The organism is Ruegeria sp. AWH4_226, from assembly GCF_056159225.1.
This window is the reverse complement of record NZ_JBSWUU010000005.1, coordinates 1-23,875: the sequence shown is the minus strand read 5'-3', so window position 1 is coordinate 23,875 and position 23,875 is coordinate 1. Positions and strand designations below refer to the sequence as shown.

The window sequence follows — 23,875 nt, the reverse complement described above, 5'->3', positions numbered from 1 at the left end:
CCCTTCAGCCCCAAACCGACTGTAAACGGACAATCAGCGCCGCCGCGGTGGTCAGAACGACCACTGACACCGCCATCAGTAGCAGGGCCAATATCACAGGTCCGCCGCGCCCAGGTACGCGACGTGCCAGTTGGGCTGCAAATCCAGTACCGTGGGCGATCTGGCTCTGAACGACGGATAGGTATAGCGGCAGCGCTCCGACCAGCGTGGCGTACAGGTAAACGCCTGAGATGTTCTCGAAGTAGGCGGAGCGTACCAGCGTCGGACCGACTACCCGCAACGCCACTACGGGATCACCGCCGAAAGACCCGAACCAGTCTGCCGAAAGCGCGTAGATCAGCGCGTGCAGCGCGATGAACAGGACGGCCCGTAGCAGCAGGTCAATTAGCAGATACCGGGCCGGGATGGCCCCCCTGCCCCGCGCCCTTACCCCAACGGCGAAAAGAAAAAAGCTGAGATAATTTAAAAGGAAAACGACCGGCAACCCATTCGTCACCACCTGACGCAAAAACCGAACAAACGCGGGACCACTGTTCAGGAGGTGCGTCGCAAAGCCCGGCGTGCGCAAAACGAAGATGGCCAACAGCGGAAACAACGCAAGGCAACTGACGATCAGCGTGTTTCTGGCAAACTTCCAGAAAGGCAATTCAGTGGCAAAATATCTGTTCATTTCATTTAGTTTGCCAACGGTTCCAGCGCAATGTCGATGTCAATTGGTTTACAGACCTGCGACAGAACCTCCGATTTTATTATTCCGCAAGCCCTCTACCTACTTTACGCGCAAAATCTGTTACTTTTGCTCGGTACTTTTGTTGCGTTATCAGTTTTAAGTTACATACGATAAGTATCCCTTATCGCTTTTGATTGCGCAGCCCTCAAAATCAGCGCAGAATAGGTCCCATGAAGCCGCCTGCCCCCTATCTGCCCAGCCCCTCTCCGGCCCTCTCCGTCGAAGATCAGGAGGCGCTGACCGATCTCTATATCCGCGGCACGCCAACCAACACGCTGCGGGCCTATGAGCGCGATCTGCTCTACATCACCGCCTGGAAACAGACACGCTTTGGTGCGACGCTGGACTGGCCGGAATCCGAGGCCACCGCGCTGGCCTTCATCCTCGATCACGCCCGCGATCTGAATGATGCACCGGAAACGGATGTGGCCCGCGAAACCGCCGAAAAACTCATCGCGCAAGGGCTGCGCAAGACGCTGGCATGCCCTGCCCCGTCGACGCTGGACCGGCGCGTTGCCTCCTGGCTGGCTTTTCACCGGATGAAGAACCTGACCAGCCCGTTTGATGCGCCGCAGGTGAAGCAGGCCCGGGCCAAGGCGCGCCGCGCCGCCGCCCGGCCCCCTGCCCCGAAATCGCAGCACCCGATTACACGAGATGTGCTGGAACAATTGCTGACCACCTGTCGCGGCACGCGCCGGGATTGCCGCGACCGGGCTATCCTGATGCTGGGCTGGGCCTCGGGGGGACGGCGCCGTTCCGAGCTCACCGCCCTGATGCGCGAGGACGTGTCGCTGAAAGAGTTCGACAAAAAGGGACTGGTCTGGATCTCGCTGCTGGAAACCAAGACCACGGCCAAGGGCGAGACCCCGCGGCTGGTGCTGAAGGGTCGCGCGGCACAGGCTTTGGTCCATTGGATCGAGGTAGGACAGATTAAGAACGGGCCACTGTTCAGACCAGTCTCAAAAGCGGATCGTGTGCTGAAACGTCGGCTTTCGCCGGACGCAATCGCGCAGATCGTCAAGCACCGGCTGACGCTGGCCGGGCTGCCGGAAGATTTTGCCTCGCCGCACGGGCTGCGCTCGGGCTTCCTGACCCAGGCCGCGCTGGACGGTGCCCCGATCCAGGCCGCCATGCGCCTGTCGCTGCACCGCTCCATGGCCCAGGCGCAGAAGTATTATGACGATGTCGATATCGCCGAAAACCCGGCGGCAGATCTGCTGGGGTAAGCTGGCGCTAAACGAAGAAAGCGGTAACCCGTGGGTTACCGCCATCAAAATTAAGAAATCTGAGCATGGGTAACCCGCGGGTTACTACTCGTTCAAAACAGCTTCGAAAGCCTCAACCGCTCTCTGGAGCTTTGACCGGTCAATCGAACTAAAGTCCTGACCAGACAATATCCTGCACTCTCCCTTGCGCGCAGTGATTTTTGAAGCGCCCACGTGGAACTCATACTTCACGCTCTCAACCTTCTCACGCCGCTTGCCGCTAGCTGGTTCAGCATCAGAATTTGCCACGAAAGCATCAAGTATCTCGTTTTGCTCACCGGCTGTGGATGCGCGTACTAACACATCTCTTAATGCAGCAGCTGAGTCCGATGACGCTCGAAGTTTCCGCGCAACCTCAACGCCAAGGTTTCTGGAAACACTCTTTGGAAACGGCAACGCACCCTCAAGTTCATTGAGCAGGTAAACAAAGCTACGAATATAAGAGCGTTTCATCTTGTGCAGGGATGAGTACAGCCTTCCGACCAAAGCTTCTGCATCCCCTGCCCCCAACTCTGAATCTTTAGAAGCAAGAATTGCCACTTGCGCCATCTCAGCAAACGTCAAGTCTTCCCGAACAACGTTCTCTTCAACCATGTCAATATAGAGGTCGATGCGATCACTCTGGGATTTGGCAACTCGCGCCGTAACACTGGAAAAGCGTTCATCACCGGTCTCTTCATAAAGCTGCTTAAGAGCAGTTACTCGTCTCCAACCTTTTTTGAGCTGGAAGCGTCCATCTGAATCCTTATAAAGCTCTATGGGCTCCTTCTGGCCGCGTTCCTGAATTGAAGCCTTGAGTTCATCCATCTCGTCGGAACTTGCGACAGCCGAAAGATCCAAGCGATCTCGTGGCAGATCTGTCGTATGAATTTCATTGATGCCGACCGCAACCAAGACTCGCCCCTCATCACGAGCTTTACGATACTCCTTAGCATCGGAGGCATTTTGCCGTCGCTGTTCGACACGGTTCTCAGTGCTTTCATTTAAGCTGTTTGCTGTCTCGCGAACCGCAGCCCCCATCGGCCCCACTTCGCGGCGGCGTGTTTTCTTAAGGTCATCTTCATCAATTGGAGTGAAGCCAAATTTATTCCCGCTCATTCTACCCGCTCCTCAATTTTAGTACGCGCCTCCCAAGCCCTTAGGACGACATCCTTAAATTCGCTGTATGCATTATCAAAAGACTGACGCGCCCGTTTCCATGTGTCCCGAGTCATCTGTCTGTAGTCCTGCTCGTAAACAGACATCTGGAACCTACCAGATTGCTCGACCGCTCGTGTCATTTCGATGGGATTTTGACAGACATCGGCGCCGAAGACATTTTTGAAAGCATCCATCATCGCGACGTGCAAAGAGTTGCTAGCCTCGAAGCGAGTCATGAGAACACGTATGTCATCGAACCTTTTAGGAAGCGTGATACCAGCATCCTGTGCAATACGTTCGAACCCGCTGGTTATGTCTTCCAAGGCATCGCCAAGCTGACCAAGATAACTCGTTGTGCTGTCATACTCCCAATAACCAGGACCAGACGGAATATAGAGGATGTCAGCAGCAAAGGCCGCATTCAAAGACTGGTATCCAATTGCCGGCGGGCAATCGAAAACAATCAAATCATATTGGTCGTCAGGCAACTCATCGAGATATCTTGCTACGCATCCAAAAAAACTCCATGCCTTATGAATGGACCTGTACTGAGCGGACGCAAATTCAACGAAGGCCGCGTTCGCACAGCTCGGGATGATGTCAATCGTCGACCAAGAAGTTCTTTGAATGAAGTCTTGTACACGTTGCGCGCCAATCGACTGAACATCTTCAGGCAATTCGTCGGCAGTAGGGTAGGGGCAATCTGCGGGATCATCATATTCGTCCGCGATCCGGTTCGCCTCACGGCAGAGATCGCGGCACATAATGCCCCAGACAGTATTCCACTCTCTAACTTCAGCCAGACCCATCGAATGCGTGAGTGTCGCCTGGGGGTCGAAATCCACCACCAGAACACGGTAACCATCAAGCGCGGCCGCATTCGCCAAGTGCTGGGCAACGACAGTTTTGCCGACACCACCCTTAAAGTTCGAAACCGCTACTCTCATAGCCCGGCCTGCCGGCCTTTGAGGCAGAAGGCTTTTACCTCTAAATCTCAGGCGCCGTCTCAACTCATTTATCTCAGCCAGAGAAAACCATCTTTGCCGCCCATCATCTTCAGTCGCCCCTTGCGGAAGAGACGGATCTTCGGCCAACTTCTTTCTCAAGGTGTCCGCCGGGACATCAAACATGAACTGGCTAATTTCCCAGATCGAGAATGGTCGAAGCACTTTCTCGTCAGCGGGCGAGAAAGTAGCGCGGCGGACGGCAGCCTGTTGGGCCAGGCTTCGTTCGTTCATAGCTTGAAGGTCGGTGTGGTCACGCATGGTGCTGCTCTTGTTATATCACGAATGTCTTCTAATAACGCGATTTTGGAAAACTGCAAAACGTAAAGAATGGAATTTCCGCTTTTTCGCCTCCGACTCGGTTAAAACGGGAGGTATTTCGAAAGCGAAGCTATGTTTTGGTGACAGGCAGCGACCAATTACCAGATATATGGTGACACTCGACCCCCAATATGGTGACAGCATAGTGTCACCTATAACCTATTAACCGAATTTTCTTTTGATTTTAAAGAAAGAGGTGGTCATCCTGTTTTTCAAAGCCCGTTGACAAACTACGGGATTTCATCACACTGAACCCAATTGATGGAATCGGTCAGCGAAACCGATCCGCTCGAGGCACAGTGGCAGTATCAAAATGGAAATAAAACGATTTACAGGATATCAGGCCGGTTCTCAGAAGTACGATCTTTTGACTGCAATCTCTGTTGCGGGATTGAATGGCACACCCGGTTTTCAATGTTCGATGATGCGGCTCATTGCGTTGATAACGGCCCGATACAACTGGCGCACTGATGAGCTGACGGTCGGACAAAAAGAAATGGCCCGCCTCTGGTCCGTGGACGAACGAACCGTCAAGCGAGAAATTAAGCGATTGACGGATTCAAGTATACTTCTCCAGCTTAGGCCTGGGGTTAGAGGCCGCGTCGCAGCGTACCGACTCAACTACACGGAAATTTACCGTCTGAGCGAACCGGTTTGGCGAAATGTTGGTTCTGATTTTGTATCGCGCATGGAGACACAAACTCCAAAACCGACCAAAAAGGTTGTTCATGTACAATTTGGCCAAGAAAAACCAGAAGCTGTTGAACATGAGGGACAAGACCTTCAGGGTCCGTGGGGCAGGGCGCTTCGGCGCCTATCAGAGTCTGAAGCACTATTGTTTAAAAGTTGGTACTGCGATCTCAAATTTGTTGAAATGCAAGATCAGACAATCACCTTGCGCGCACCCAGCAAGTTCATCGCACAGTACATTCAATCTCACCATTTGAAACCTTTACTTGGAGCGGTCCAGCTCGAGTTCGGGCGAATTCAGAAAGTGTGTTTGCTCGGCTAACAATCCAGATTTGTAGGTCGCACGCTGTGCCGTGAGACAACCGAAATTGCTGATTTCAACCGTTGAGTTTGGCCTCGAACATCCCGATGGTTTTCAGAATGTTGTCGAACAAGGGGGGATCCCCGATGATCATTTCTTGCATCCCCACATAGTCCCGGCGCAGCGCTGCTTTCAGCTCAGGGTTCGGTAGCAATCTTAGAGATCCGGGCCTGGCATTCTCGTAGTTAGCCCAAGCCGCTTTGAAGAAGACGGACTTATGGTGTGCAACCTGATCCAGCAAGTCGATCTGTTCGATAGCGCGAGAATGGGTCTCGTGTTTGATCAACTGAGCCATGTCGTAATAATGGCGCGACATACGGTCAGCCAGAGGTTTGGTGATGTCCTGATGATAGAGCATATGCAGGATCGTGGCTTTCTCCCAGAATGTGCGTTCAACACCCAAGACCTTCACATCGACGTCGCTCGCCTCCAACAGGTCTGGAAATGCCTGATGCACATAAGGTGATATCCTGCGGGACTCGGCTGGAAGGTGAACCCCACGGGCGCCAAATTCGAACCGCACTACCGGCTGGATGTAGCCGCTGGCCGCACTTGTCTCGGATGGATAGGCGAAAAGCAAGGTTTGTGCATCATTAGGATCGACCGAGAGGGAAAAGTGCTGATCAAGCACGGCGCCAAACTTGATCTTGGTTTCTTTCAGAAGCGGTCCTGAGACTACTTTGGTGGCCGTATCCTGAAGCTCCTGCAGCAGTTGCTTTTGTTTTTTGCCTGAAAGGGCAGGGTGCTCGGGGTCACGTGTGCCGTCGAAACCGAGCTGTGCCCGGTCGAGAGACAGATCCACGTCTTCTGAGAACCGATGGATGATGTCATAGACCTTGGATAGCGATGTCCCACCCTTGAAGATCATGTGAGTGCCAAAAGAGGGCAGGGCGAATAGATGTTTCAGCGACCAGCAGACCCAGAAATCCTTCTCAACGATTGCCTTGGAAATGCCAAGCTTTGCGGCCGTTTCCTGAAACGCTTCTTCACGGTTCTTTGGAGTATCGTTGGCAAACTGGTCCAAGATCAGACCCGTGCCACGATTTGCTGCACTACCGGGTGCATCCAGGTCGGAACATATCTACTTTGTCTTGCGAGCAATGCGCGGTCCTTAACATCCAGATTGCGGGCCAGCGTGTCGACAACACGGCTATCCACCCGGTTTTTGCCAACATAGCGTAACGCCTGAAATACGGCGCCGGTTTTCTGGCCTGCACCAACTAGCGTTTTGGATGATGCATTCCGGAACTGGATGACTTGTCGACCAACTGTCTTGGTGCGGGTCGGGCCGTCGGTCATGTAAGTCGGCTTGGACGGCACTTGGGTCGACAGCCCCAACTGGTTGGCTGCCATGGCAGGGGAGGGCTGTAGAACCTGATTGTCTTTGCGTGCAATCGCTTTGGCAATGTCATCGGCTGACGGAGACAACAGCCCTAATCGGGCGCTCTTTCTCGGATAGTCATAAAGCCCACGCGTTAACCGTCGGATCATCCCTTGATCCGCCAAACGCGACAATGCCTGATCCACACTTGCGCGGGAGCCAATATCCAGAAAGTCGGTTGGCGCAAAGATTGAGCCCCGGCCTTTTCCGATGATGCGTTGTCTAATCGATGAAGTGATCATAGTTTTCTCCTTGTCAGAAAATATAATACTTTTTTCTGACTTACAAGTTAGCAGAGTATTGCCAAGTTGTTTGAGGATTCATGAAAAGTGATTTTGTTCCGCGCTCGGGCTGTCATTTCTGCGGTGTACTCATCCCAGAGTGTGAACGCATCAATCCGTGCGTGGCGGTATGAGATGGCGGTGAGTTGGTATCGGCGAGGGCGGAAGATTAAGTTGATCTGGTCATGCGCAGACAGAAACCTCTGGGCTTGCCGGTGTGATTTGAACCGCCCGAACATTTTTTCTCGCTTCCGTGTCGGCCTGTGCGACACTTCGATTGCATTGTTCAGGCCTTTGTGGGCGCGATGGTCGGCGTCCGGAGCCAACTTGTTGATCGGCTTGATGTAGCTGCGCAACTTGTCAGTTATTACGACCCTCGGTTCACCAAATTGAGCCACGAGCCTCTGAAAGAACCGCTTTGCAGCTCTTGCGTTCCGGCGAGTTTGTACGAGAATGTCGAGGACATTACCAATTGCTTCGATGGCGCGCCATAGCCAGTGTTTTCTGCCACGGATCGAAATCACAACTTCGTCCATTCGTCACTTGTCGTTTGGCCGCAGACGATCTCGCCGGATGCAGTCTCCGAAATGCTGCCCAAACCGATTGACCCATAACCGGATCGCTTCCCGGCTTACAATCACGCCCCGCGCTGCCATCAGGTCCTCAACATCCGCCGTGCTCAGTGCAAAGCGGTGGTACGCCCAGACTGCATAAGCAATGATCTCACGAGGATAGCGGAACCCTTTCAGGCGCGGCATTTTGGTCGGAATGTTCATGACCCGCGGATAGCCCGGTCAAGACGGACGAGCAACTTGGCAATACCTCAGTAAAGTTTGAGGAAAGAGTAGCTCCAGATTGTGGTTGCTGGGAAATGCTTGGCAAACACTGAATTACCAGAGGACCGGTTGGCTGGTTGATCGTTGGCGGAGGTGTGGGCCACGTACCGCACAAAATTTCGGCGGTCGCTTTGGATCTATGTCTTCAACACACATTTTTCTTTACAGACGCATGATTCTATCCGCATGATCGCTAGTAAACCAGTTTACTAAACCGATTTACCTGAATCTCAGGAGTGATCGGACATGGCGGGAACACGAATGGCCAATCTTCAGGATGTTGCAAATGCTGCTGGCGTCTCCAAGACGACGGTGTCCCGTTTCCTGAACGGCTCGCTCGATCTGCCCGAAAAAACCGCTCTGCAGATCAACACCGCCATTCGTGCGCTGAACTACAAACCAAACCCTCACGCAAGGCGGCTTAGCCTTGGGCGGACCGATACCATTGGGCTGATCGTACCGGACATTGCGACACCTTTCTTTGCCACCTTCGTCGCGGCTGTAGAGCAGGAAGCCGATGCCCACGGTAAGGCCTTGGCGCTTTATGCTACACTAAACCGCCGAGACCGGGAGCTTTCCTACATCGATCTCTTGCGGCAAGGGCATGCAGACGGGTTGATTTTTATCACGAACCATCAAGGTGATGCGGCCTTGGCCGATCGGATCAACACAGCCGGTCCCTGCATCGTGGTGGACGAGGACGTGGTAGGCACACAGGTACCCAAGCTGTTTTGCGACAACTTCGAAGGGGGCCGGCTGGCAGGGCGTCATCTGGCGCAGTCGGGTCATCGGCACGTCTTGTTCATCGGTGGCGTCGACGAGATGATTTCTGGCCAGCGCCGTTACGGCGGGTTTGCGGCCGGGATGGCCGAGGTGGGCGGCCCCGACTGCGTGATTGAACGGGCTCGGGGGACTTACACCTTCGCGGCAGGGCGTGAGGCGGCTCGCGAGTTCGTGGCCCGTCCAAACCACAGCCGCCCGACTGCGATCTTTGCAAGTTCCGACGAACTGCTCATTGGTCTGTACGAAGTTTTACAGGAGTCCGGCGTTTCAATTCCCGACGATGTCTCTGTCATCGGGTTTGACGATGTCGGCCCGTTGCACCTGTTCGCACCCGCCGTCACGGCAGTGCGCCAGCCGGTGCGGGATCTTGGAAAGCGGGCGCTGCGCCTGCTGCTCGAGACCTCTGCACCATCCGAGGGCAAAAAGCTCCCGCAAGAGGAGCTGTTGCCCGTTACCCTGGTAGAACGGGCCTCCGTCGGCCCGCCTCCCAGGTCAACTCTCCTAATGCAACCGAATTCCAACTCACGGAGGTACTGACATGACCATGAAAACAACCCGACGCGCCTTTGGCGTGGGTGCTGCCGCTTGCCTGCTTGCAACCACGGCGTTGGCCCAGGACGCCCCCACATTTGCTCTTGTGCAGATCAACCAACAGGCGCTGTTTTTCAATGAAATGAACCGTGGCGCACAGGAGGCTGCAGAGGCCGCGGGCGTGAACCTGGTGATCTTTAACGCCAACAACGATTCTGCGGCGCAGAACAGTGCGGTCGAGACCTATATTCAGGAAGGTGTTGCTGGCATGGCCGTGGTGGCCATCGACGTGAACGGCATCATGCCAGCTGTGCAACAGGCCGACGCGGCGGGCATTCCCGTGGTGGCCATTGATGCGATCCTGCCCGAGGGCGGTCCGCAGAAGGCGCAGATTGGCGTGGATAACGCCAAGGCCGGCGCTGACCTTGCCGCCTATTACAACGAAAACATGGCCGATCCGTCCAAGCTGGGCATCGTGGGCGCGCTGAACTCTTACATCCAGAATGTGCGCAAGGATGGTTTCGAAGACGCGCTGAACGGCGACACGGTGACTGTTGCGGGCACGGTTGACGGGCAGAACATCCAAGATGTGGCGCTGGGGGCTGCCGAAAACCTGATCACCGCCAACCCCGATCTAACGGCCATCTATGCGACCGGCGAACCCGCCTTGATGGGCGCGATTGCCGCTGTTTCTTCGCAGGGAAAACAAGATGACCTGTCGGTTTTTGGCTGGGATCTGACGGCGCAGGCTATTGACGCCATCGACGATGGCTATCTCAAGGCCGTGATCCAGCAGGACCCCGCCGCCATGGGGGCTGCTGCTGTCGAGGCGCTGATCGCGCTGCATGAGGGTGAGAGCGTCGAAGCCGAGATATCGGTGCCGGTAACCATCGTCACATCGGAGAACGTGGACGACTTCCGGTCGCTGTTCGAATGATGATGGCGGAGATTCATGAAGAGGGGAGGGGGGACGCACCCCCCTCTGCCACTGCCGCTCCCATTCTGGCTTTGCGTAATATCCACAAGACCTTTGGGTCCCATCAGGCGCTGCGCGGTGTCGATCTGGATATCTGTCGAGGTGAATGCCTTGGGCTGATTGGGGACAACGCTGCCGGGAAATCGACGCTGTCCAAGGTCATGTCTGGCACCTACATCCCAGACGAGGGCCAGATCCTGATGGACGGCCAGCCTGTTCGTTTCGGCAGCCCCTCCGAGGCCCGCGATCTGCACATCGAGATGGTATATCAGGATCTGTCGCTATGTGATCACGTGGATGTTGTGGGTAATCTTTTCCTTGGGCGCGAACTGAAGCGCGGCCCTTTTCTCGACCAGCCCCGGATGCTGGAAGAGGCGGAAAAGATGCTTGCCGCGCTGGAAATCCGTATTCCTCGCCTAACCGCCAAGGTCGAGAAACTGTCCGGCGGTCAGCGGCAGGCTATCGCCATCGCCCGCGCGGCCAGCTTCAGACCGAATGTGCTGATCATGGACGAGCCGACCTCGGCATTGGCCGTGGCCGAGGTTGAGGCGGTGCTTGAACTTATCAACCGGGTGAAGGCCACCGGCGCTGCCGTGGTGCTGATCACCCACCGAATGCAGGATCTGTTCCGCGTCTGCGACCGGGTCGCCGTCATGTACGAAGGCACCAAAGTCGCAGAGCGCGACATTGACAAGACGGATCTGCAGGAACTGGTCGACCTGATTGTCGGCAAAGGGGGTCACTGATGGTGGCATATACGGAACGTCAGGCCGGATCAAAGCTGGCCGATTTCGTGGGCGAACATGCGCAGGTGCTGTCCATCGCCTTGTTTTTCATGGTCTGCATGGTGTTCTTCGGGGCCATGACATCGACCTTTCTGATGCCGGGCAACCTGTTGAATGTGCTGCGACAGGCGGCGCCGATCCTTGTGGTCGCGGTGGCCATGACGCTGGTCATTACCACCGCGGGGATTGATCTGTCGGTGGGGTCGATGGTGGCTCTGATCAATGCTGCTGCTGCTATTGTCATGGCAGCCGGGCTGCCCTGGCCCATGGCCATCGTGCTGATGCTGGTGCTTGGGGCGGGGATCGGCCTGATCCAGGGCTGGTTCGTGGCCTATCAGGGCATCCCTGCTTTCATCGTGACGCTGGCGGGTCTGTCGATCCTACGCGGTGCGGCGTTGTACATGACCGAGGGCTATTCCATCCCAATCCGCGATGCCGACGGGTTTTTCTGGCTGGGACGTGGCGAGATCGCCGGTTTCCCGGTGCCGGCACTGATCGCTATCCTCGTGGCAGTACTGGGATTTGTCGTGATGCTGCGGACCCAATACGGGCGGCAGGTCATCGCTGTCGGGTCCAACATCGAGGCGGCGCGCCGCGTCGGTATGCCGGCCAAGCGGGTGCTGGCATCCGTCTACATGGTGTCCGGTCTCGCCTGTGCGGTGGCGGGTATCCTGATCGCTGCGCGCCTTGGCTCTGGCTCGTCGAATGCGGCACAGGGGTTTGAGTTGCAGGTGATCGCAGCGGTGGTGTTGGGCGGTACATCCCTTATGGGCGGTAAGGCGTCGATGCTGGGCACCGTGTTGGGCACAATGACCATTGCCGTGATCGGCAATGGATTGATCCTGATGCATATCTCGCCCTTCTTCACGCAGATCGTCACCGGGACCATCATCCTTGTCGCGATCTGGATGAACGCGCGTCTGTTCGACCGCAAATGGCGGTTCGACAAAAAAAAGGCCGTGTCATGAGCGAGCTGTCGCCCTGCCACGTCCGCTCAGGTCAGGTGATGACCGTGACCGGGCCGATCCCCTCAGCCCGGCTGGGACATACACTGATGCACGAGCATCTGCAGAACGATTGTTCCTGTTGGTGGCATCCGCCCACCGACCCCGCGCGAGAATACCTTGTCAACGCGCCGGTCAGCATCGAACTGCTGTCCGAGTTGCGGCAGGATCCGTTTGTCAACAAACACAACATCGCGCTCGACGACCTTGAGCTGGCCATCGAAGAGGTGCACCAGTTCACCGCCGTGGGGGGGCGGAGCATCGTCGATCCGACCTGTCGCGGCATCGGGCGCGACCCGACCAAGCTGCGACGCATCTCGGCCGAGACCGGGGTGCAAGTGGTCATGGGGGCGGGCTACTACCTTGCCTCATCCATGCCGGACGAGGTTGCGCGGCTATCGGTCGATGGTATCGCGGACCAGATCGTGCAAGAGGCGCTGGAAGGCGTCGACGGCACCGACGCTAAAATCGGTCTGATCGGTGAGATCGGCGTGTCGTCAGAGTTTACCGCCGACGAAGAGAAATCCTTGCGTGGTGCGGCACAGGCACAGGTCCGCACTGGCCTGCCGTTGATGGTGCATCTGCCGGGCTGGTTCCGGCTGGGGCATCGCGTGCTGGATATCGTCGAGGAAGAAGGCGCCGACCTTCGCCATACCGTGCTGTGCCACATGAACCCGTCGCACATGGACCCGGTCTATCAGGCGACCCTCGCGCAACGCGGCGCTTTCGTCGAGTTCGACATGATCGGGATGGATTACTTCTACGCCGATCAAGGTGTGCAATGCCCCTCTGATGACGAAGTCGCGCGGGCGATTATGACGCTGGTCGAGGCCGGATTCCTTGACCGCATTCTGCTCTCTCAGGATGTCTTCGTGAAAATGATGCTGACCCGCTACGGCGGCAATGGCTATGCCTTCGTAACGAAGCATTTTTTGCCTCGTCTGCTGCGCCATGACCTGCCTGCACAGGCGATGGACACGCTCATGGTGACCAATCCCCGTCGCGTCTTTGACGCGAGCGCATAACTTTCTGAAAAGGACTGAACTATGACCAAGGTTTTGCTAGTCGGCGAAAGCTGGACCACGTCTGAGACCCATTTCAAGGGCTTCGATCAATTCGGATCGGTGCATTTCCACACGGGTGCCGATCCGCTGCTGAAGGCGCTCAAGGGGTCTGAGTTCGAGGTGGACTACATGACCGCGCATGAGGCGGCAGAGGGCTTCCCCTTCGAGATGGATGGCTTGAAGGGCTACGACATTATCATCCTATCGGACATTGGCGCGAATACCTTTCTGTTGCCGCCCGATGTCTGGTTGCGGTCGAAATGCGTGCCCAACCGTCTACGCCTGTTGAAACAGTGGGTCGAAGAGGGCGGCAACCTGATCATGATGGGCGGCTATTTCTCGTTCCAGGGGATCGACGGCAAGGCGCGCTGGCGCAAGACCCCGGTCGAGGACACGTTGCCCGTCACCTGCTTTCCGTGGGACGACCGCATTGAAATCCCCGAAGGCGCGGTAGCCGAGGTGCTCGCCCCCAATCATTTTGTGATGGCGGGTATTGAAGGTGTCTGGCCGCCGATCCTCGGCGTCAACGAGGTCGAGCTGCGAGAAGGTGCAGAGGTCGTCGCGCGGATTCCCGAGGAGCAGGGTGGCCATCCATTGTTGGTGCTGGGAACGCACGGGGCCGGGCGGACCGCTGCCTGGACATCGGATATAGGGCCTCATTGGCTGTCGCCGGAGTTCTGCGAATGGGTGGGCTATGCCCGACTGTGGAAGAATGTGCTGGGCTGGCTCGTGGCGCGCTGAATGTGGGCCCCTGCGCCGGCTTGGGCCGCCCGAAACCAGCGGGCGGCCCGGTCCGTCAGGGGGGGTGGGTTTCGGGGCCAAGGATCGTGGCAAATTCCGCCTGTGTCGGAAAGGCCGCAACGGTGCCGGGCCGCGCCACCGTATGCGCTGCGGCGCGGGCTGCATCGGCCAAGGCACGTGCGTCCAAAGCCACGCCGCGCAGCGCCGCCGAGGCCAGCGCCGTTGCCATGAAGCAATCACCCGCCCCGGTGGTGTCACGCACCGTGCAGGGCACCGCAGGCACAGTGATTTGTTCCGCCGCAGTGATCAAAGCCGCCCCTGCAGCGCCCAACGTCAGCACGACCGTTCCAATCCCGAGATCCAGCAGATGATCCACACCGCCAAGAGCCTCCGCCTCGCCCTCGTTGACGAAGGCCGTGTCGACCAACGACCACAGCGGCGCAAAGTAAGGCTGCAGGGGCGAGGGGTTCATCGCCGTGTGCATGCCTATTGCGCGAGCGGCGCGCAACAGAGCGCCGGTGGTCTCGGCGCTCAGGTTGCCTTGCACCGCGAGCAGATCGTCCGCGTGTGCGCCGTCCAGCCCGGCGAGGGCCTGTTCGGGTGTAAGGGCCGAGGCCGCTTCGCGCGTGGTGATCACGGCATTTTCACCGGCTGCCGCCATCAAGATGGTCGAGGCATCGGTGCTGACGCCGGTCAGCCGGATCAGTCGAGCGTTCAGCGGTTCATGCGCCAGTCGTTCGGTGATGTCACGCCCGCGCGAATCATCGCCCAGAGCGGCGACAAACACACATTGCAGGCCGGTGCGTGCCATCGCAACGGCCTGGTTTACCCCTTTCCCTCCAAGGTCGCGCGACAGACTTTCGCCAAAAATCGACGCGCCTGGACTGGGGAAATCCTCAATCGCCAAGGTCTCGTCCAGGGCGGCATTGCCTATGACATAGGCCTTCATCACATCTTCCTTCTTTTCTGAAAGGGTACTTCATGCAGCAAATATCTGACCGGACGACCGGCGCGATCCACGACATCTTTGGCCGACACAAGGCGCTGATCGGCATGATTCATTGCCCGGCCTTTCCCGGTGCACCACGCTATCGCGGCGAGAGTCTCGACAGCATCTACGATGCTTGCATGCGCGACGCCGAGAGGCTGATTGAGGGTGGTCTGCACGGGCTGATCGTCGAGAACCACGGCGATGTGCCGTTTTCCAAGCCCGAAGACATCACCCACGAAACGGCGGCCTTTCTGTCCGTCGTGACCGATCGTGTTCGCCGTGCGGTGGGCGTGCCCATGGGCATCAACGTACTGGCCAATGCGCCGATCCCGGCGCTCGCGACCGCTGTCGCCGGGGGCGCGGATTTCATTCGGGTCAACCAGTGGGCCAATGCCTATGTCGCCAACGAAGGTTTCATGGAGGGGCGCGCCGCCGAGGCCATGCGCTACCGCAGCCTGCTGCGCGCCGAGCGGGTCAAGATTTTTGCCGACAGCCACGTTAAGCACGGCAGTCATTCCATCACCGCCGACCGGTCGATCCCTGAACTGACCCGCGATCTTGCGTTCTTTGACGCAGATTGTGTGATTGCCACGGGGCAGCGCACCGGCAACAGTGCCACGATGGAAGAGATCGACGAGATTGCGGGCGCGACACATCTGCCGTTGCTGGTGGGGTCCGGTGTGACCGAAGACAACATCGTTGCCATCCTGGACCGGACGAACGGCGTGATCGTCGCGTCCTCGTTGAAAGAGGGCGGCGTCTGGTGGAACCCTGTCGAGCCCGAGCGAGTGCGCCGCTTTGTCGCTGTGGCGCAGGAGGGGCTTGATGGCTGAGGAGCTGACAGATCGCATCCTACGCGAAAACGCCGCCGATTTCGACGCCATGGTCGGGCACCGTTTCGTGCGGGACATCGCGTCGGGGTCGCTCGCGCCCGATGTCTTCGACCGGTATTTGCTGATTGAAGGAGCCTTTGTCGACACAGCCATCGCGATCTTCGGATACGCGGTGGCAAAGGCCGAAGATCTCGACGACCGGCGGAAGCTGATCGGTACGTTGGATGCCTTAGCCAATGAGCAAATGTCCTATTTCGAGGCGGCCTTCGCCGCGCGGGGCATCACTCCAGACCCGGCGTTGCAGGCCGATCCGCGCGTGGCAGCGTTTCGGGACGGCATGTTGGAAATCGCCCGCGATGGCGATTTCACGGCCATCGTCACGGCAATGTTCGCAGCAGAGTGGATGTACTGGACGTGGTGCAGACAGGTCCGCAACGCGCCTATGGTCGACCCCATGCTGGCCGAGTGGGTCGAAATGCACGCGGCACCCAATTTCACCGCACAGGCCCATTGGCTTCGCGACCGGTTGGATAATCTGGGCGAGACAATGACCGAAGCGCAGCGAATTCATACGGTTGCAGTCTTTGGCCATGTGCAGCGGTTGGAGATCGGGTTTCACGAGGCGGCCTATGCCGAGGCTTCGATTAGCGAAGAATAAAGCGCGACTGCCTCGACCAGCCGAGGAATGCGGACATATTCGTCCGTCACATGCGGCTGGTCCACCTGTCCGGGCCCAAGGATCATGACCGGTACCCCCATCGCCGGTTGTAGCAGGGAAGCATCGGTAAAGTAGTTCACCGAAGACCGCAGGGCGTTATGGTCCGTCATGCCGATCACGGTTTGGCAGGCGTCGCGAAACCACCGCTCTGACGGATCGGTCCACACAGGCGGTAGGTCAATGATCGGCTTGATCGAGACCTCTGCACCGCATAGCGCCCGCAGTTCCGCCGTAAGCGCCTCGTGGCTGACCCCGACGACGGAGCGCAAATCGACCGTCAGTCGACAGTGATCGGGGACCGAGTTGGTGTTGATCCCGGCCGATAACGTTCCAAGGTTACAGGTCGCGCGGCCCATTTCCGCGTGCGCGTAATCCGGCTGCCAGCCGGCCAGCCGGGCCAGAGTGGGCGCCATGGCGGTAATTGCATTGCGGCCCAGATCCGGCGTCGCGCCATGGGCCGTGACGCCGTGCGAGGTAAGCTCCAGCCACAGTGCGCCCTTGTGACCGGCGACCGGCTGGTTGTCAGTGGATTCACCCACGACCATGGCCCGAGCCGGCGGCAGGGCGGTGGTTTCTGTCAACCAGCGCGCGCCGTCGCAGCCGGTTTCCTCACCACTGGTCAAGATAACGCTGGCGGGCGCCGTCGTTGCCTGTGCGGCAACGATGAATGCTGCGACGCCGCCTTTCATATCGCTGCTGCCACGCCCGTACAGGCGATCGTCGGTAATCTCACCGTCGAAGGGCGCGCAGTTCCATGCCATATGGCCAAGAGGCACCGTGTCCAGATGCCCGCTAAAGCATAGCCCGGGAGCTTCACCACGCACTGCGATGAGGCTCGACCGCTCAGGCAAGTGGTCAATCACCTGGCAGGTGAACCCTGCTGTTTCCAACGCACGGGCGCAGAAGCGCACGCAGGCGGCTTCCTGCCCAGGCGGGTTGATCGTGTCAAAGGCCAGAAGCTGCCGGGTCAGGGCGATCACCGCGTCTGATTGGGTCATCCGTGTAGCCTTCCGATTGTGTGCGTAATGTAGCTGCTTAATGCAGCTTAGACACCCAGACGGATTGGTAAAGCGGTTTACAAGTTGGTCGGGTGTATTTTCTCCCTTCCTGATAGCTATGCTGAAATGCTGGTCAGGTTAGAACTGTGTGCCATTGAGAACCTGCGCCTTCTCGTCGGCAGTCATCTTCGCGGTACTGAGCGCAACGGGGGAAAAGGGCTAACAGCCCTTTACGTTTCTTTAACGCAGGTGGAGACTATGTTTCGATATCTTCTGAACGCAATACCCCTCGAAAACACACTTTTGGAGTGCGTATGGGGCATGAGTGGATTAATGCTCGCGGATATATTTACGTAACAGGGACTTCAGGTGCTGTATGTTGAACTCGACAGTCCCACATGCCATCGAAACAAACCGGAAGCATAGCGATCAAGAAAAAAGGCGGAAAGGGCGGAGAGCGGCCATTCGCTGCGTTTGAAAGTTTAGTAGCAATCAGCCAACAAAGCGGTCATTGAACTTCGCATAGCAGGCGCACTTGGATAGTTAGCCGGAAGGCAAAGTCTTTTTTTCGCAAAGTCGACAGATCAACGGAGGTTTCGGAGTTCCGTTCCTACAGTGTACCCTGGGTCAATTGCCGCGAGGGAACCGTCTCGCCGGAGATCAATTCGACGATAAAGTTCAAGATATTCGCTGCCATGAGTGGAGTAGCCTTCACGTGTTGGGATGATAAGAAGCTTCTCAGGGTACTTGTGAGGGTCAGCATATCCAATTTCCCACGGGCACCATCGAGAATCCATTGAGTTCGAAGTTGCCAAGAAAAGAAAGTAGTCGAGGTCACGTATTCGCTTCTTGATTTTGTCTGCCGTCACGCGGTTCGGCTTGCTCGGCATCGAGCCGTCCATCCAATCCACGTACACGCGCCAACCAGCCTTGCGCAGAAGATTGACCACGCCTTGAACCAGAGCGCGATCCTTATGTGCGTGGCAAAGAAACGCTGTTGTAATCCGACTTCGTTGCGCCTCAGATAGCGATTTTGCAATCTGCTGATCGCCCATGCGCGCCTCAAACCTAAGGTCGGTCATAGAAACTGGCATAAAATCTCCCTGCGCGTTTGCACTAGATGAAGCCTACTCAGCGTGTTCCGGCTTTCCGTACCAATTCCACTAGTGGCTGAAGCAGCTCATTCAAAGTGCCTACCGGTTCATTCAATTCTGCGATCAGTGGAATTAGGTCAGGAGGAATGCTTGGATAGTTCTCTGGAGCCGCCAAGACGCGAGCGGCAAGCTCTGCAGCGGTTGAGCCGGTAGCACCAATAGGCAGGAGCACGAGCCCGTTCTCTGCTGCAATCTCAAACTCGGAGACCATTCCGTTTGCCGAAACAATCCCATCAATAGTCATTTTATTGCCAAACAAAAATAGGGCCGAACCTGCTGAAGGGATGAAATCACTGCGGTACTTATGCCAAAGTGCCTCGCGCTCTGTTTTGTCGTCTACATACTGAGGGAAAGGCCTGACCAAAAGGTGGTCATCGATCTGACGTTCAACACTTCGATACACTTCTTCTAATGCTCCGGTGAAAAGCGCGTTGCCTACGCCAAGCCCCAACCCGGTACTAATCCGCAACGAATTCTCTACCAACAAAGAGCCAAGTTTCCTCATGAACTCTGTAACAGCTTGTTCACCCCAAGGCTCAAAGTCGGCCGCGCTTGAAGACACAAAAACAGTTCGCATTCGAAAGCGTCTTGCAACCTCTCTCAGGGCCTCTGTTATTTCTTCATATTCATCTACTAGGATTGAATTCACATTGAAGCGCTTAAGGTCTTCAATCATCAATCGCTGACGCGTTTGCGCCATCCGAAAATCTTCTTCGGTCTCATCTGCCGCTTTAGAGCGTTTCTTGAAGAAGGCGAAATGGCGGCGTTGATGCTCCTCGAATGTCACACGAATCCTGGAGAGGACATAGTCTAGATTGGGATCTGAGAAGCTGAAACCTATGAAAACAAATGTCTTTGATACGAGATGTCCAGATAGGGCCGTGACAAATGCACCATGGGTCTTGAAGTACTTCTCATAGTTGTCCTTGGTTAGAATGGCCTCATCCGGATGCTCGACATCTCCGTGCATTTTGTAGACGATAGCGTCACGTCGTGACCTCGTATTCGCCAGCTGCTTGACTGTATGTTTAACATCCGCGATCTTTCCTGCCTCGCGCAGCGCTTCCTCGATCAATCGGTCATAGTTGGTCGTCCAGTAAACTGGTATGTCCAACTCCGCTAGAATTCTGTGGTTCTCAGTGGGTTCAAGATTTCGACCCAAAGCATCCAGAATTGTTTGATTGATCTGTCCTCGACTCCGGGTCTCGTTCACGTGGAACTGAGCCAGAGCGACCAGGTCGGGTTCCTTGGAAACATCTAGTTCAAGCTCTCTAGCTAAAGGCTCGAGCAACTCCGCCCAATCCACGTGGCCAGCAGCTTTGGACGCGCCGGCGCCAAGAAAAACGGCGGCATTCTCGGCACGAATTTCTTCGACAAACTTTTCAACGAACAGAATAATTTCACGCTTCATGTTTTCTCCTAATGTCAGGGCAATCCAACATGATCTTCGAGAAGTGCAAAACTAGATGAGAGGCCTGACCACGCACTTACTTGTAGCTCGCTCGGTTTTTGATCGCTTCCTCGATCCAGCCATCGATGCCGTTCTGAATGGAAGCATAGATTTCCTTGGAGGTGCTGCCCGCCGGGTTTTTTAGGATTGGGGCAGTGCCGAGAGTAACGAGTTTCCCTTCTTCGGAAACCTTAAGATCTGAAAAGGGACTGTTGCCTTTGAGGGATGTGTTTCCGCCGAGGTCCTTGAGTCCATGAATATGAATGCCAAGAACGCCCTTCTTGTCTTCCCAGGCTTTGCGGATTTCATACCTAACCCATGGTCTGGCAGCTGTTTCGCTTCCGACCAGAACAACAAGACACGATTTTCCCGACATATTGTCGTTGATCCATTTCTTGATCGCCGCATCGCCGGATTTCTTGATCTCTTCCCACTTGTTCGGCGTCACCGGGCTGTTCCCTTCCCTCCCATTTTTTTGCCACTCCGACCCCGTGACAGTCCCGCCCCAGGCCACAGGCAGGGCTTTGCCCTTCCTGTTCTGCCAGCCGAAAGACACGGGGTCTTTCAGCTAACAGATCAGAAGGCCGCGCCCATTAGCGGATAGCGGGGAAACATCGGCAACCGCATCGCCAGGATAAGGAGACGCCACGAATGGCTGATTTTGATATTAATATCACTGCAACTTACTCCCCCGAGGACAACAAAATCCGATTGTATGCTTCGGAGCGATTGGACGCCGAAACCTTCCAACGGGTCAAAGCCGCAGGCTTCAAATGGGCACCTAAGCAAGAATTGTTCGTCGCCCCTATGTGGACTGTTGCCCGCGAAAACCTTGCGCTTGAACTGGCAGGCGAGATTGAACCCGAAGAAACCACAATGGCCGAACGGGCGCAGATCAAAGCGGATCGCCTGGACGGGATCGCACAGAAACGCGCCGAACAGGCAAACGCATTTCACCGGGCCGCTGACGAACTGTCCCGCGCATTCGAATTTGGTCAGCCTATCCTTGTCGGGCATCACTCCGAGCGCAAAGCCCGCAAGACTCAAGAGCGGATGCACAACGCAATGGACAAAGCCGTTAAGGCTCATGGCGCTATCGGTTATTGGCAATATCGCGCGGCAGGTGTTGAGCGTCATGCAAACCGGAAGAATGACCCCAAGGTGCGCGCGCGCCGGAACAAGAAACTACTGGCCGAGCTGCGCGACTTGATGCAGTCTTGTGGATATGTGTCGCCCGAAAAGAAACCGGCAAAACCGCCTATTCTGAATTTCAAAGCGCAGAGCGGCAAATTTTTGGTTCGCAACCCTTGGAATAGAACAGTCGAGTTTGTTCCGCAGGTGGAAATGACCAAGGCCGAATTTGCCAAAATTGGCACCGACTACAGGGGAACGCGGCTTTCAGCTTGTGGCGCTTTCCGGGTGCGGATCGCACCGAACCCGAACCACGAAGGGCCGCGTTTCTCGGCTGGGTGGGCTGCTATCCTGATCACCGATCAAAAGCAGCATGACGCCCCCGCCGATTTTGACGAGGAAATTGCCCAATGACGCGCCCAAGCATCTACTACCGCCCAAACAAGCCCCTAACCATACCGGTTAGGGCGCGACAGGATGCGCCCAAGCTGGACGAGTTGAAAGCCCCTGAAGTCATCGCCGTTGATAAGTTCACCGAATGCCACGTTACGCCTGATCCTGTCGCTGCGCGGATGGTTGGTTATCTCGGGCCGCAAGGTGACTATCTGACATTGGAGCCAAGCGCCGGAACCGGCCAGCTCGCAAAGGCGCTGACTGCATCAGGTCACAGCACTTGCGAGTTGACCATGATCGAGCGCCACAACACGCTTGCGGCAAAGCTGCGCGCCATTGGCCCCACTATCAACCGTTGTTTTCTTGAGTATGCGGAGGAAGTCCAAGGCCGCGCGCAGTTTCCCCGCATCATCATGAACCCGCCTTTTAAGCAGGTACGCGCCCACATCGAGGCGGCTTTGTCCCTGCTAGGGCGGGGTGGGCATGACGAACCGGCAACCCTTGTTGCCCTGGTCCCTGTCACCTTCCACCACGACGAGGCCGAAGAACTCGAAACCTTGCCGTCAGACACCTTTGCGACGGCCAGCGTTCACACGAAAATCATCAGAATCCGCCGCTGAGGGAATGCCGATGTCTACAAAACCAATTGTCAGGGTCGCTTGCGATGCAATGCAGTTTTTCGAAATCGACTTGCCGGATGGAGCCGACCCGGAAACCTACGCCGATTCAGACGAAGCCCGCGCACAGTTTGCCGATTTGGTTTCGTCTGGCTTCATAGACTTTCAGCTTGTGCGCCGGTTCGACAATGACGGAAAGGAAGTTTAACAGTGTTTTGCGCGTTGCGACCGCGACGCGCAATCCTCTGAAAACCAACAATTAGGCTATTTTTTGTAGTAACAAATATTGCGCCTTGAACCTATTTAGTGTAGTAACAATATATGAAGATCGAGTATGACCCAGCGAAACGCCAGACGACCCTTGAAACTCGCGGTTTGGATATGGCGCAAGCCGGGGAAGTATTTGAGGACGCGCATATAACGGTTGAAGATGACCGCCGCGACTATGGCGAAACACGCAACATCACCATCGGGTTCTTAGGTGGTCGAATGGTTGTTGTGGCTTGGACGCCGCGCGGCGCGTCGCATCGAATTATCAGCATGAGGAAAGCCAATGAACGAGAGCAAAAAGCATACGGCCCCGTACTTGGGCGATGAAGCTGACGACGATCTGCCGGACCTGTCGCAACCCTATTGGACTGAAAAGTTAGCCAAGGCCCCGGTTTCACGCGGCAGGCCCAAAGCCGAAGTTACCAAGGTTTCTACAACCATCCGTTTGGACCCTGAAGTATTGGAGGCGTTCAAAGCCGATGGCAAAGGCTGGCAAAGCCGAATGAATGATGCACTGCGAAAGGCGGCGGGTCTGTGATGGCCCGGCTTTATCATCGGGTCTATCTGGCGGGTTACAGTGGTTGGATAATGCCCCGGCCACTTCGCCGCGTTTTTGCCCGGTCCCAAGTTCATCGGGCATGGCTCAGCGGTCACGATGGCTGCTTTATTGAGGCGGGCACGCATTACGGCCCAGCAAATCCCTATCCAGGCTAACCAGCTCAATCGGTTTTGGTGTCCCGGCGAACCGGGGCCACTTGCCCCGATTAGCCAGGACCGCGCGCTGCCCGCGCGCGGGGCCGCCATCGCGGCCGGAGCGGATCGCCTTTAACCTCTGCAGAATCCGTGCTAACTTCACTATGCCGACGGCAATCGGCAAAACGCTCTTATGAGCCAGTCGGCCCGATCGTTGCCGCGAGTCTGGGCCGACTGCCATTCCCTCAAACTTCTGATTTCTACACTCAGCCCCAGGTCGCACCCTCCATTGCGAACCTCTGTTTTTCGCGCGCCTGTCTTAGATCTGTCCCGACGAAAATAAGCGGCCAAGATACACGCCGCGCAGACCAGTAAACACCAAGCCCTTCGGGGCGCGTGCCGCGCGTGTTGACTGGTCTGCTTTCCCGGCGTGTTCGGGTGCCGCGAATTTTCAACAGGAGACAGACATGAAATACATTCGCAAAAAATCAAAACAGCTTCGCAGGCTGGCAGCTCGTCGCCTTAGAGCAGTGAGAAAACAGCTTCAGAAGATCGACTTGAGCCTCAGCATCGAGGTCAACTTGATCGTCATCAAGATCACATTCACGGCCAAACGCCGGGAGCCATAGTTCCGGGCAAATCCCGCGCCTATGGGCGCGTGACCGCGTGCTAGTCGGACGCCGGCACACCGGCCTCCGACCCGAACCAATCACGTCCTTTCTCCCTTCGGCCCC

General features: G+C 56.6%; 26 protein-coding genes and 1 pseudogene. 16 read left to right on the top strand and 11 right to left on the bottom strand.

Translation table 11 applies throughout. From position 1 onward, the window contains the following. Positions 1 to 4: 4 nt before the first annotated feature. A complete protein-coding gene (locus ACXAET_RS21715; RefSeq protein WP_170481383.1) occupies positions 5 to 670 on the bottom strand; it encodes a hypothetical protein in 666 nt (221 codons plus the stop codon). Positions 671 to 900: 230 nt separating this feature from the next. Here ACXAET_RS21715 and ACXAET_RS21710 point away from each other — a divergent pair, with 230 nt between their 5' ends. Further along, on the top strand, positions 901 to 1,956 hold the full coding sequence (locus tag ACXAET_RS21710) for a tyrosine-type recombinase/integrase (protein ID WP_267362926.1): 1,056 nt from the start codon (positions 901 to 903) through the stop codon (positions 1,954 to 1,956). 84 nt (positions 1,957 to 2,040) lie between these two features. On the opposite strand, the gene ACXAET_RS21705 is transcribed toward ACXAET_RS21710, so the two are convergent. Both ACXAET_RS21705 and ACXAET_RS21700 read right to left on the bottom strand, forming a co-directional pair. Beyond that, the gene (locus tag ACXAET_RS21705; protein ID WP_267362924.1) at positions 2,041 to 3,093 is read right to left on the bottom strand and encodes a ParB/RepB/Spo0J family partition protein; all 1,053 of its coding nucleotides are present in this window, start codon (positions 3,091 to 3,093) and stop codon (positions 2,041 to 2,043) included. Next, positions 3,090 to 4,400, bottom strand: a complete 1,311-nt coding sequence (locus tag ACXAET_RS21700) for an AAA family ATPase (protein ID WP_267362922.1) — start codon at positions 4,398 to 4,400, stop codon at positions 3,090 to 3,092. The genes ACXAET_RS21705 and ACXAET_RS21700 overlap by 4 nt, the downstream gene beginning before the upstream one ends. Positions 4,401 to 4,773: 373 nt before the next feature. Here ACXAET_RS21700 and ACXAET_RS21695 point away from each other — a divergent pair, with 373 nt between their 5' ends. After that, complete coding sequence (locus tag ACXAET_RS21695; RefSeq protein ID WP_267362920.1) at positions 4,774 to 5,472, top strand: DnaA N-terminal domain-containing protein; 699 nt, start codon at positions 4,774 to 4,776, stop codon at positions 5,470 to 5,472. Between the two features lie 55 nt (positions 5,473 to 5,527). On the opposite strand, the gene ACXAET_RS21690 is transcribed toward ACXAET_RS21695, so the two are convergent. The 3 genes and pseudogenes from ACXAET_RS21690 to ACXAET_RS21680 all read right to left on the bottom strand — a co-directional run bounded on the left by ACXAET_RS21690 (position 5,528) and on the right by ACXAET_RS21680 (position 7,949). Further along, positions 5,528 to 6,535, bottom strand: a complete 1,008-nt coding sequence (locus ACXAET_RS21690; protein ID WP_267362918.1) for a nucleotidyl transferase AbiEii/AbiGii toxin family protein — start codon at positions 6,533 to 6,535, stop codon at positions 5,528 to 5,530. A gap of 2 nt (positions 6,536 to 6,537) precedes the next feature. After that, positions 6,538 to 7,134: a DUF6088 family protein gene (locus tag ACXAET_RS21685; RefSeq protein ID WP_267362916.1), complete on the bottom strand. Its 597-nt coding sequence runs from the start codon at positions 7,132 to 7,134 to the stop codon at positions 6,538 to 6,540. A gap of 47 nt (positions 7,135 to 7,181) precedes the next feature. Beyond that, positions 7,182 to 7,949: pseudogene (locus ACXAET_RS21680) on the bottom strand (IS6 family transposase). Between the two features lie 306 nt (positions 7,950 to 8,255). Between ACXAET_RS21680 and ACXAET_RS21675 the strand changes: the two are divergent. Genes ACXAET_RS21675 through ACXAET_RS21650 form a run of 6 tightly spaced genes read left to right on the top strand, consistent with a single transcriptional unit; the run spans position 8,256 to position 13,893 of the window. Further along, on the top strand, positions 8,256 to 9,329 hold the full coding sequence (locus tag ACXAET_RS21675; protein WP_475190639.1) for a LacI family DNA-binding transcriptional regulator: 1,074 nt from the start codon (positions 8,256 to 8,258) through the stop codon (positions 9,327 to 9,329). Position 9,330: 1 nt separating this feature from the next. Continuing rightward, positions 9,331 to 10,260 (top strand): substrate-binding domain-containing protein, encoded by a 930-nt coding sequence (locus tag ACXAET_RS21670; protein ID WP_475190636.1) that lies wholly within the window; start codon positions 9,331 to 9,333, stop codon positions 10,258 to 10,260. Continuing rightward, positions 10,257 to 11,045: an ATP-binding cassette domain-containing protein gene (locus ACXAET_RS21665; protein ID WP_475190633.1), complete on the top strand. Its 789-nt coding sequence runs from the start codon at positions 10,257 to 10,259 to the stop codon at positions 11,043 to 11,045. Before ACXAET_RS21670 ends, ACXAET_RS21665 begins: the two co-directional genes overlap by 4 nt. Then, positions 11,045 to 12,052, top strand: coding sequence for an ABC transporter permease (locus ACXAET_RS21660; protein ID WP_475190630.1), 1,008 nt, complete (start codon positions 11,045 to 11,047; stop codon positions 12,050 to 12,052). Before ACXAET_RS21665 ends, ACXAET_RS21660 begins: the two co-directional genes overlap by 1 nt. After that, on the top strand, positions 12,049 to 13,113 hold the full coding sequence (locus ACXAET_RS21655; protein ID WP_475190628.1) for a phosphotriesterase family protein: 1,065 nt from the start codon (positions 12,049 to 12,051) through the stop codon (positions 13,111 to 13,113). The genes ACXAET_RS21660 and ACXAET_RS21655 overlap by 4 nt, the downstream gene beginning before the upstream one ends. A gap of 21 nt (positions 13,114 to 13,134) precedes the next feature. After that, complete coding sequence (locus ACXAET_RS21650; RefSeq protein ID WP_475190625.1) at positions 13,135 to 13,893, top strand: glutamine amidotransferase; 759 nt, start codon at positions 13,135 to 13,137, stop codon at positions 13,891 to 13,893. 55 nt (positions 13,894 to 13,948) lie between these two features. Here ACXAET_RS21650 and ACXAET_RS21645 read toward each other — a convergent pair whose 3' ends face one another. Beyond that, positions 13,949 to 14,842: a PfkB family carbohydrate kinase gene (locus ACXAET_RS21645; protein WP_475190623.1), complete on the bottom strand. Its 894-nt coding sequence runs from the start codon at positions 14,840 to 14,842 to the stop codon at positions 13,949 to 13,951. A 32-nt stretch (positions 14,843 to 14,874) separates the two neighbouring features. Here ACXAET_RS21645 and ACXAET_RS21640 point away from each other — a divergent pair, with 32 nt between their 5' ends. Next, positions 14,875 to 15,717 carry a BtpA/SgcQ family protein gene (locus ACXAET_RS21640; RefSeq protein WP_475190620.1) on the top strand — a complete coding sequence of 281 codons (843 nt, stop codon included), beginning with the start codon at positions 14,875 to 14,877 and terminating at the stop codon, positions 15,715 to 15,717. Then, entirely contained in the window at positions 15,710 to 16,375 is a 666-nt protein-coding gene (locus ACXAET_RS21635; RefSeq protein ID WP_475190617.1) for a TenA family protein, read from the top strand. Before ACXAET_RS21640 ends, ACXAET_RS21635 begins: the two co-directional genes overlap by 8 nt. Here ACXAET_RS21635 and ACXAET_RS21630 read toward each other — a convergent pair. The 4 genes from ACXAET_RS21630 to ACXAET_RS21615 form a co-directional block, all read right to left on the bottom strand. Continuing rightward, entirely contained in the window at positions 16,345 to 17,433 is a 1,089-nt protein-coding gene (locus ACXAET_RS21630) for a M20 family metallopeptidase (protein WP_475190616.1), read from the bottom strand. The genes ACXAET_RS21635 and ACXAET_RS21630 overlap by 31 nt on opposite strands. A gap of 584 nt (positions 17,434 to 18,017) precedes the next feature. Further along, positions 18,018 to 18,488 (bottom strand): toll/interleukin-1 receptor domain-containing protein, encoded by a 471-nt coding sequence (locus ACXAET_RS21625; protein WP_475190613.1) that lies wholly within the window; start codon positions 18,486 to 18,488, stop codon positions 18,018 to 18,020. 76 nt (positions 18,489 to 18,564) lie between these two features. Next, the gene (locus ACXAET_RS21620) at positions 18,565 to 19,998 is read right to left on the bottom strand and encodes an SIR2 family protein (RefSeq protein ID WP_475190608.1); all 1,434 of its coding nucleotides are present in this window, start codon (positions 19,996 to 19,998) and stop codon (positions 18,565 to 18,567) included. Positions 19,999 to 20,074: 76 nt separating this feature from the next. Further along, positions 20,075 to 20,593 (bottom strand): TIR domain-containing protein, encoded by a 519-nt coding sequence (locus tag ACXAET_RS21615; RefSeq protein ID WP_475190607.1) that lies wholly within the window; start codon positions 20,591 to 20,593, stop codon positions 20,075 to 20,077. A 95-nt stretch (positions 20,594 to 20,688) separates the two neighbouring features. Between ACXAET_RS21615 and ACXAET_RS21610 the strand changes: the two genes are divergently transcribed. The 6 genes from ACXAET_RS21610 (at position 20,689) to ACXAET_RS21585 (ending at position 23,770) form a co-directional block, all read left to right on the top strand. Then, complete coding sequence (locus ACXAET_RS21610; RefSeq protein ID WP_475190605.1) at positions 20,689 to 21,582, top strand: DUF3560 domain-containing protein; 894 nt, start codon at positions 20,689 to 20,691, stop codon at positions 21,580 to 21,582. Then, positions 21,579 to 22,181 (top strand): hypothetical protein, encoded by a 603-nt coding sequence (locus ACXAET_RS21605; RefSeq protein ID WP_267366217.1) that lies wholly within the window; start codon positions 21,579 to 21,581, stop codon positions 22,179 to 22,181. Before ACXAET_RS21610 ends, ACXAET_RS21605 begins: the two co-directional genes overlap by 4 nt. Positions 22,182 to 22,191: 10 nt before the next feature. After that, the gene (locus ACXAET_RS21600) at positions 22,192 to 22,386 is read left to right on the top strand and encodes a hypothetical protein (RefSeq protein WP_267366216.1); all 195 of its coding nucleotides are present in this window, start codon (positions 22,192 to 22,194) and stop codon (positions 22,384 to 22,386) included. A 113-nt stretch (positions 22,387 to 22,499) separates the two neighbouring features. Further along, positions 22,500 to 22,775 (top strand): BrnT family toxin, encoded by a 276-nt coding sequence (locus ACXAET_RS21595; RefSeq protein ID WP_170638286.1) that lies wholly within the window; start codon positions 22,500 to 22,502, stop codon positions 22,773 to 22,775. After that, positions 22,732 to 22,986, top strand: coding sequence for a BrnA antitoxin family protein (locus ACXAET_RS21590; protein ID WP_475190598.1), 255 nt, complete (start codon positions 22,732 to 22,734; stop codon positions 22,984 to 22,986). Before ACXAET_RS21595 ends, ACXAET_RS21590 begins: the two co-directional genes overlap by 44 nt. A gap of 622 nt (positions 22,987 to 23,608) precedes the next feature. Beyond that, on the top strand, positions 23,609 to 23,770 hold the full coding sequence (locus ACXAET_RS21585) for a hypothetical protein (protein ID WP_267367431.1): 162 nt from the start codon (positions 23,609 to 23,611) through the stop codon (positions 23,768 to 23,770). Positions 23,771 to 23,875: the final 105 nt, after the last annotated feature.

What these genes read in the sequence shown, in the direction of transcription:
- ACXAET_RS21715 (WP_170481383.1), bottom strand. Translation starts at nt 670, where the DNA reads ATGAACAGATATTTTGCCACTGAATTGCCTTTCTGGAAGTTTGCCAGA.
- ACXAET_RS21710 (WP_267362926.1), top strand. Translation starts at nt 901, where the DNA reads ATGAAGCCGCCTGCCCCCTATCTGCCCAGCCCCTCTCCGGCCCTCTCC.
- ACXAET_RS21705 (WP_267362924.1), bottom strand. Translation starts at nt 3,093, where the DNA reads ATGAGCGGGAATAAATTTGGCTTCACTCCAATTGATGAAGATGACCTT.
- ACXAET_RS21700 (WP_267362922.1), bottom strand. Translation starts at nt 4,400, where the DNA reads ATGCGTGACCACACCGACCTTCAAGCTATGAACGAACGAAGCCTGGCC.
- ACXAET_RS21695 (WP_267362920.1), top strand. Translation starts at nt 4,774, where the DNA reads ATGGAAATAAAACGATTTACAGGATATCAGGCCGGTTCTCAGAAGTAC.
- ACXAET_RS21685 (WP_267362916.1), bottom strand. Translation starts at nt 7,134, where the DNA reads ATGATCACTTCATCGATTAGACAACGCATCATCGGAAAAGGCCGGGGC.
- ACXAET_RS21675 (WP_475190639.1), top strand. Translation starts at nt 8,256, where the DNA reads ATGGCGGGAACACGAATGGCCAATCTTCAGGATGTTGCAAATGCTGCT.
- ACXAET_RS21670 (WP_475190636.1), top strand. Translation starts at nt 9,331, where the DNA reads ATGACCATGAAAACAACCCGACGCGCCTTTGGCGTGGGTGCTGCCGCT.
- ACXAET_RS21665 (WP_475190633.1), top strand. Translation starts at nt 10,257, where the DNA reads ATGATGATGGCGGAGATTCATGAAGAGGGGAGGGGGGACGCACCCCCC.
- ACXAET_RS21660 (WP_475190630.1), top strand. Translation starts at nt 11,045, where the DNA reads ATGGTGGCATATACGGAACGTCAGGCCGGATCAAAGCTGGCCGATTTC.
- ACXAET_RS21655 (WP_475190628.1), top strand. Translation starts at nt 12,049, where the DNA reads ATGAGCGAGCTGTCGCCCTGCCACGTCCGCTCAGGTCAGGTGATGACC.
- ACXAET_RS21650 (WP_475190625.1), top strand. Translation starts at nt 13,135, where the DNA reads ATGACCAAGGTTTTGCTAGTCGGCGAAAGCTGGACCACGTCTGAGACC.
- ACXAET_RS21645 (WP_475190623.1), bottom strand. Translation starts at nt 14,842, where the DNA reads ATGAAGGCCTATGTCATAGGCAATGCCGCCCTGGACGAGACCTTGGCG.
- ACXAET_RS21640 (WP_475190620.1), top strand. Translation starts at nt 14,875, where the DNA reads ATGCAGCAAATATCTGACCGGACGACCGGCGCGATCCACGACATCTTT.
- ACXAET_RS21635 (WP_475190617.1), top strand. Translation starts at nt 15,710, where the DNA reads ATGGCTGAGGAGCTGACAGATCGCATCCTACGCGAAAACGCCGCCGAT.
- ACXAET_RS21630 (WP_475190616.1), bottom strand. Translation starts at nt 17,433, where the DNA reads ATGACCCAATCAGACGCGGTGATCGCCCTGACCCGGCAGCTTCTGGCC.
- ACXAET_RS21625 (WP_475190613.1), bottom strand. Translation starts at nt 18,488, where the DNA reads ATGGGCGATCAGCAGATTGCAAAATCGCTATCTGAGGCGCAACGAAGT.
- ACXAET_RS21620 (WP_475190608.1), bottom strand. Translation starts at nt 19,998, where the DNA reads ATGAAGCGTGAAATTATTCTGTTCGTTGAAAAGTTTGTCGAAGAAATT.
- ACXAET_RS21610 (WP_475190605.1), top strand. Translation starts at nt 20,689, where the DNA reads ATGGCTGATTTTGATATTAATATCACTGCAACTTACTCCCCCGAGGAC.
- ACXAET_RS21605 (WP_267366217.1), top strand. Translation starts at nt 21,579, where the DNA reads ATGACGCGCCCAAGCATCTACTACCGCCCAAACAAGCCCCTAACCATA.
- ACXAET_RS21600 (WP_267366216.1), top strand. Translation starts at nt 22,192, where the DNA reads ATGTCTACAAAACCAATTGTCAGGGTCGCTTGCGATGCAATGCAGTTT.
- ACXAET_RS21595 (WP_170638286.1), top strand. Translation starts at nt 22,500, where the DNA reads ATGAAGATCGAGTATGACCCAGCGAAACGCCAGACGACCCTTGAAACT.
- ACXAET_RS21590 (WP_475190598.1), top strand. Translation starts at nt 22,732, where the DNA reads ATGAACGAGAGCAAAAAGCATACGGCCCCGTACTTGGGCGATGAAGCT.
- ACXAET_RS21585 (WP_267367431.1), top strand. Translation starts at nt 23,609, where the DNA reads ATGAAATACATTCGCAAAAAATCAAAACAGCTTCGCAGGCTGGCAGCT.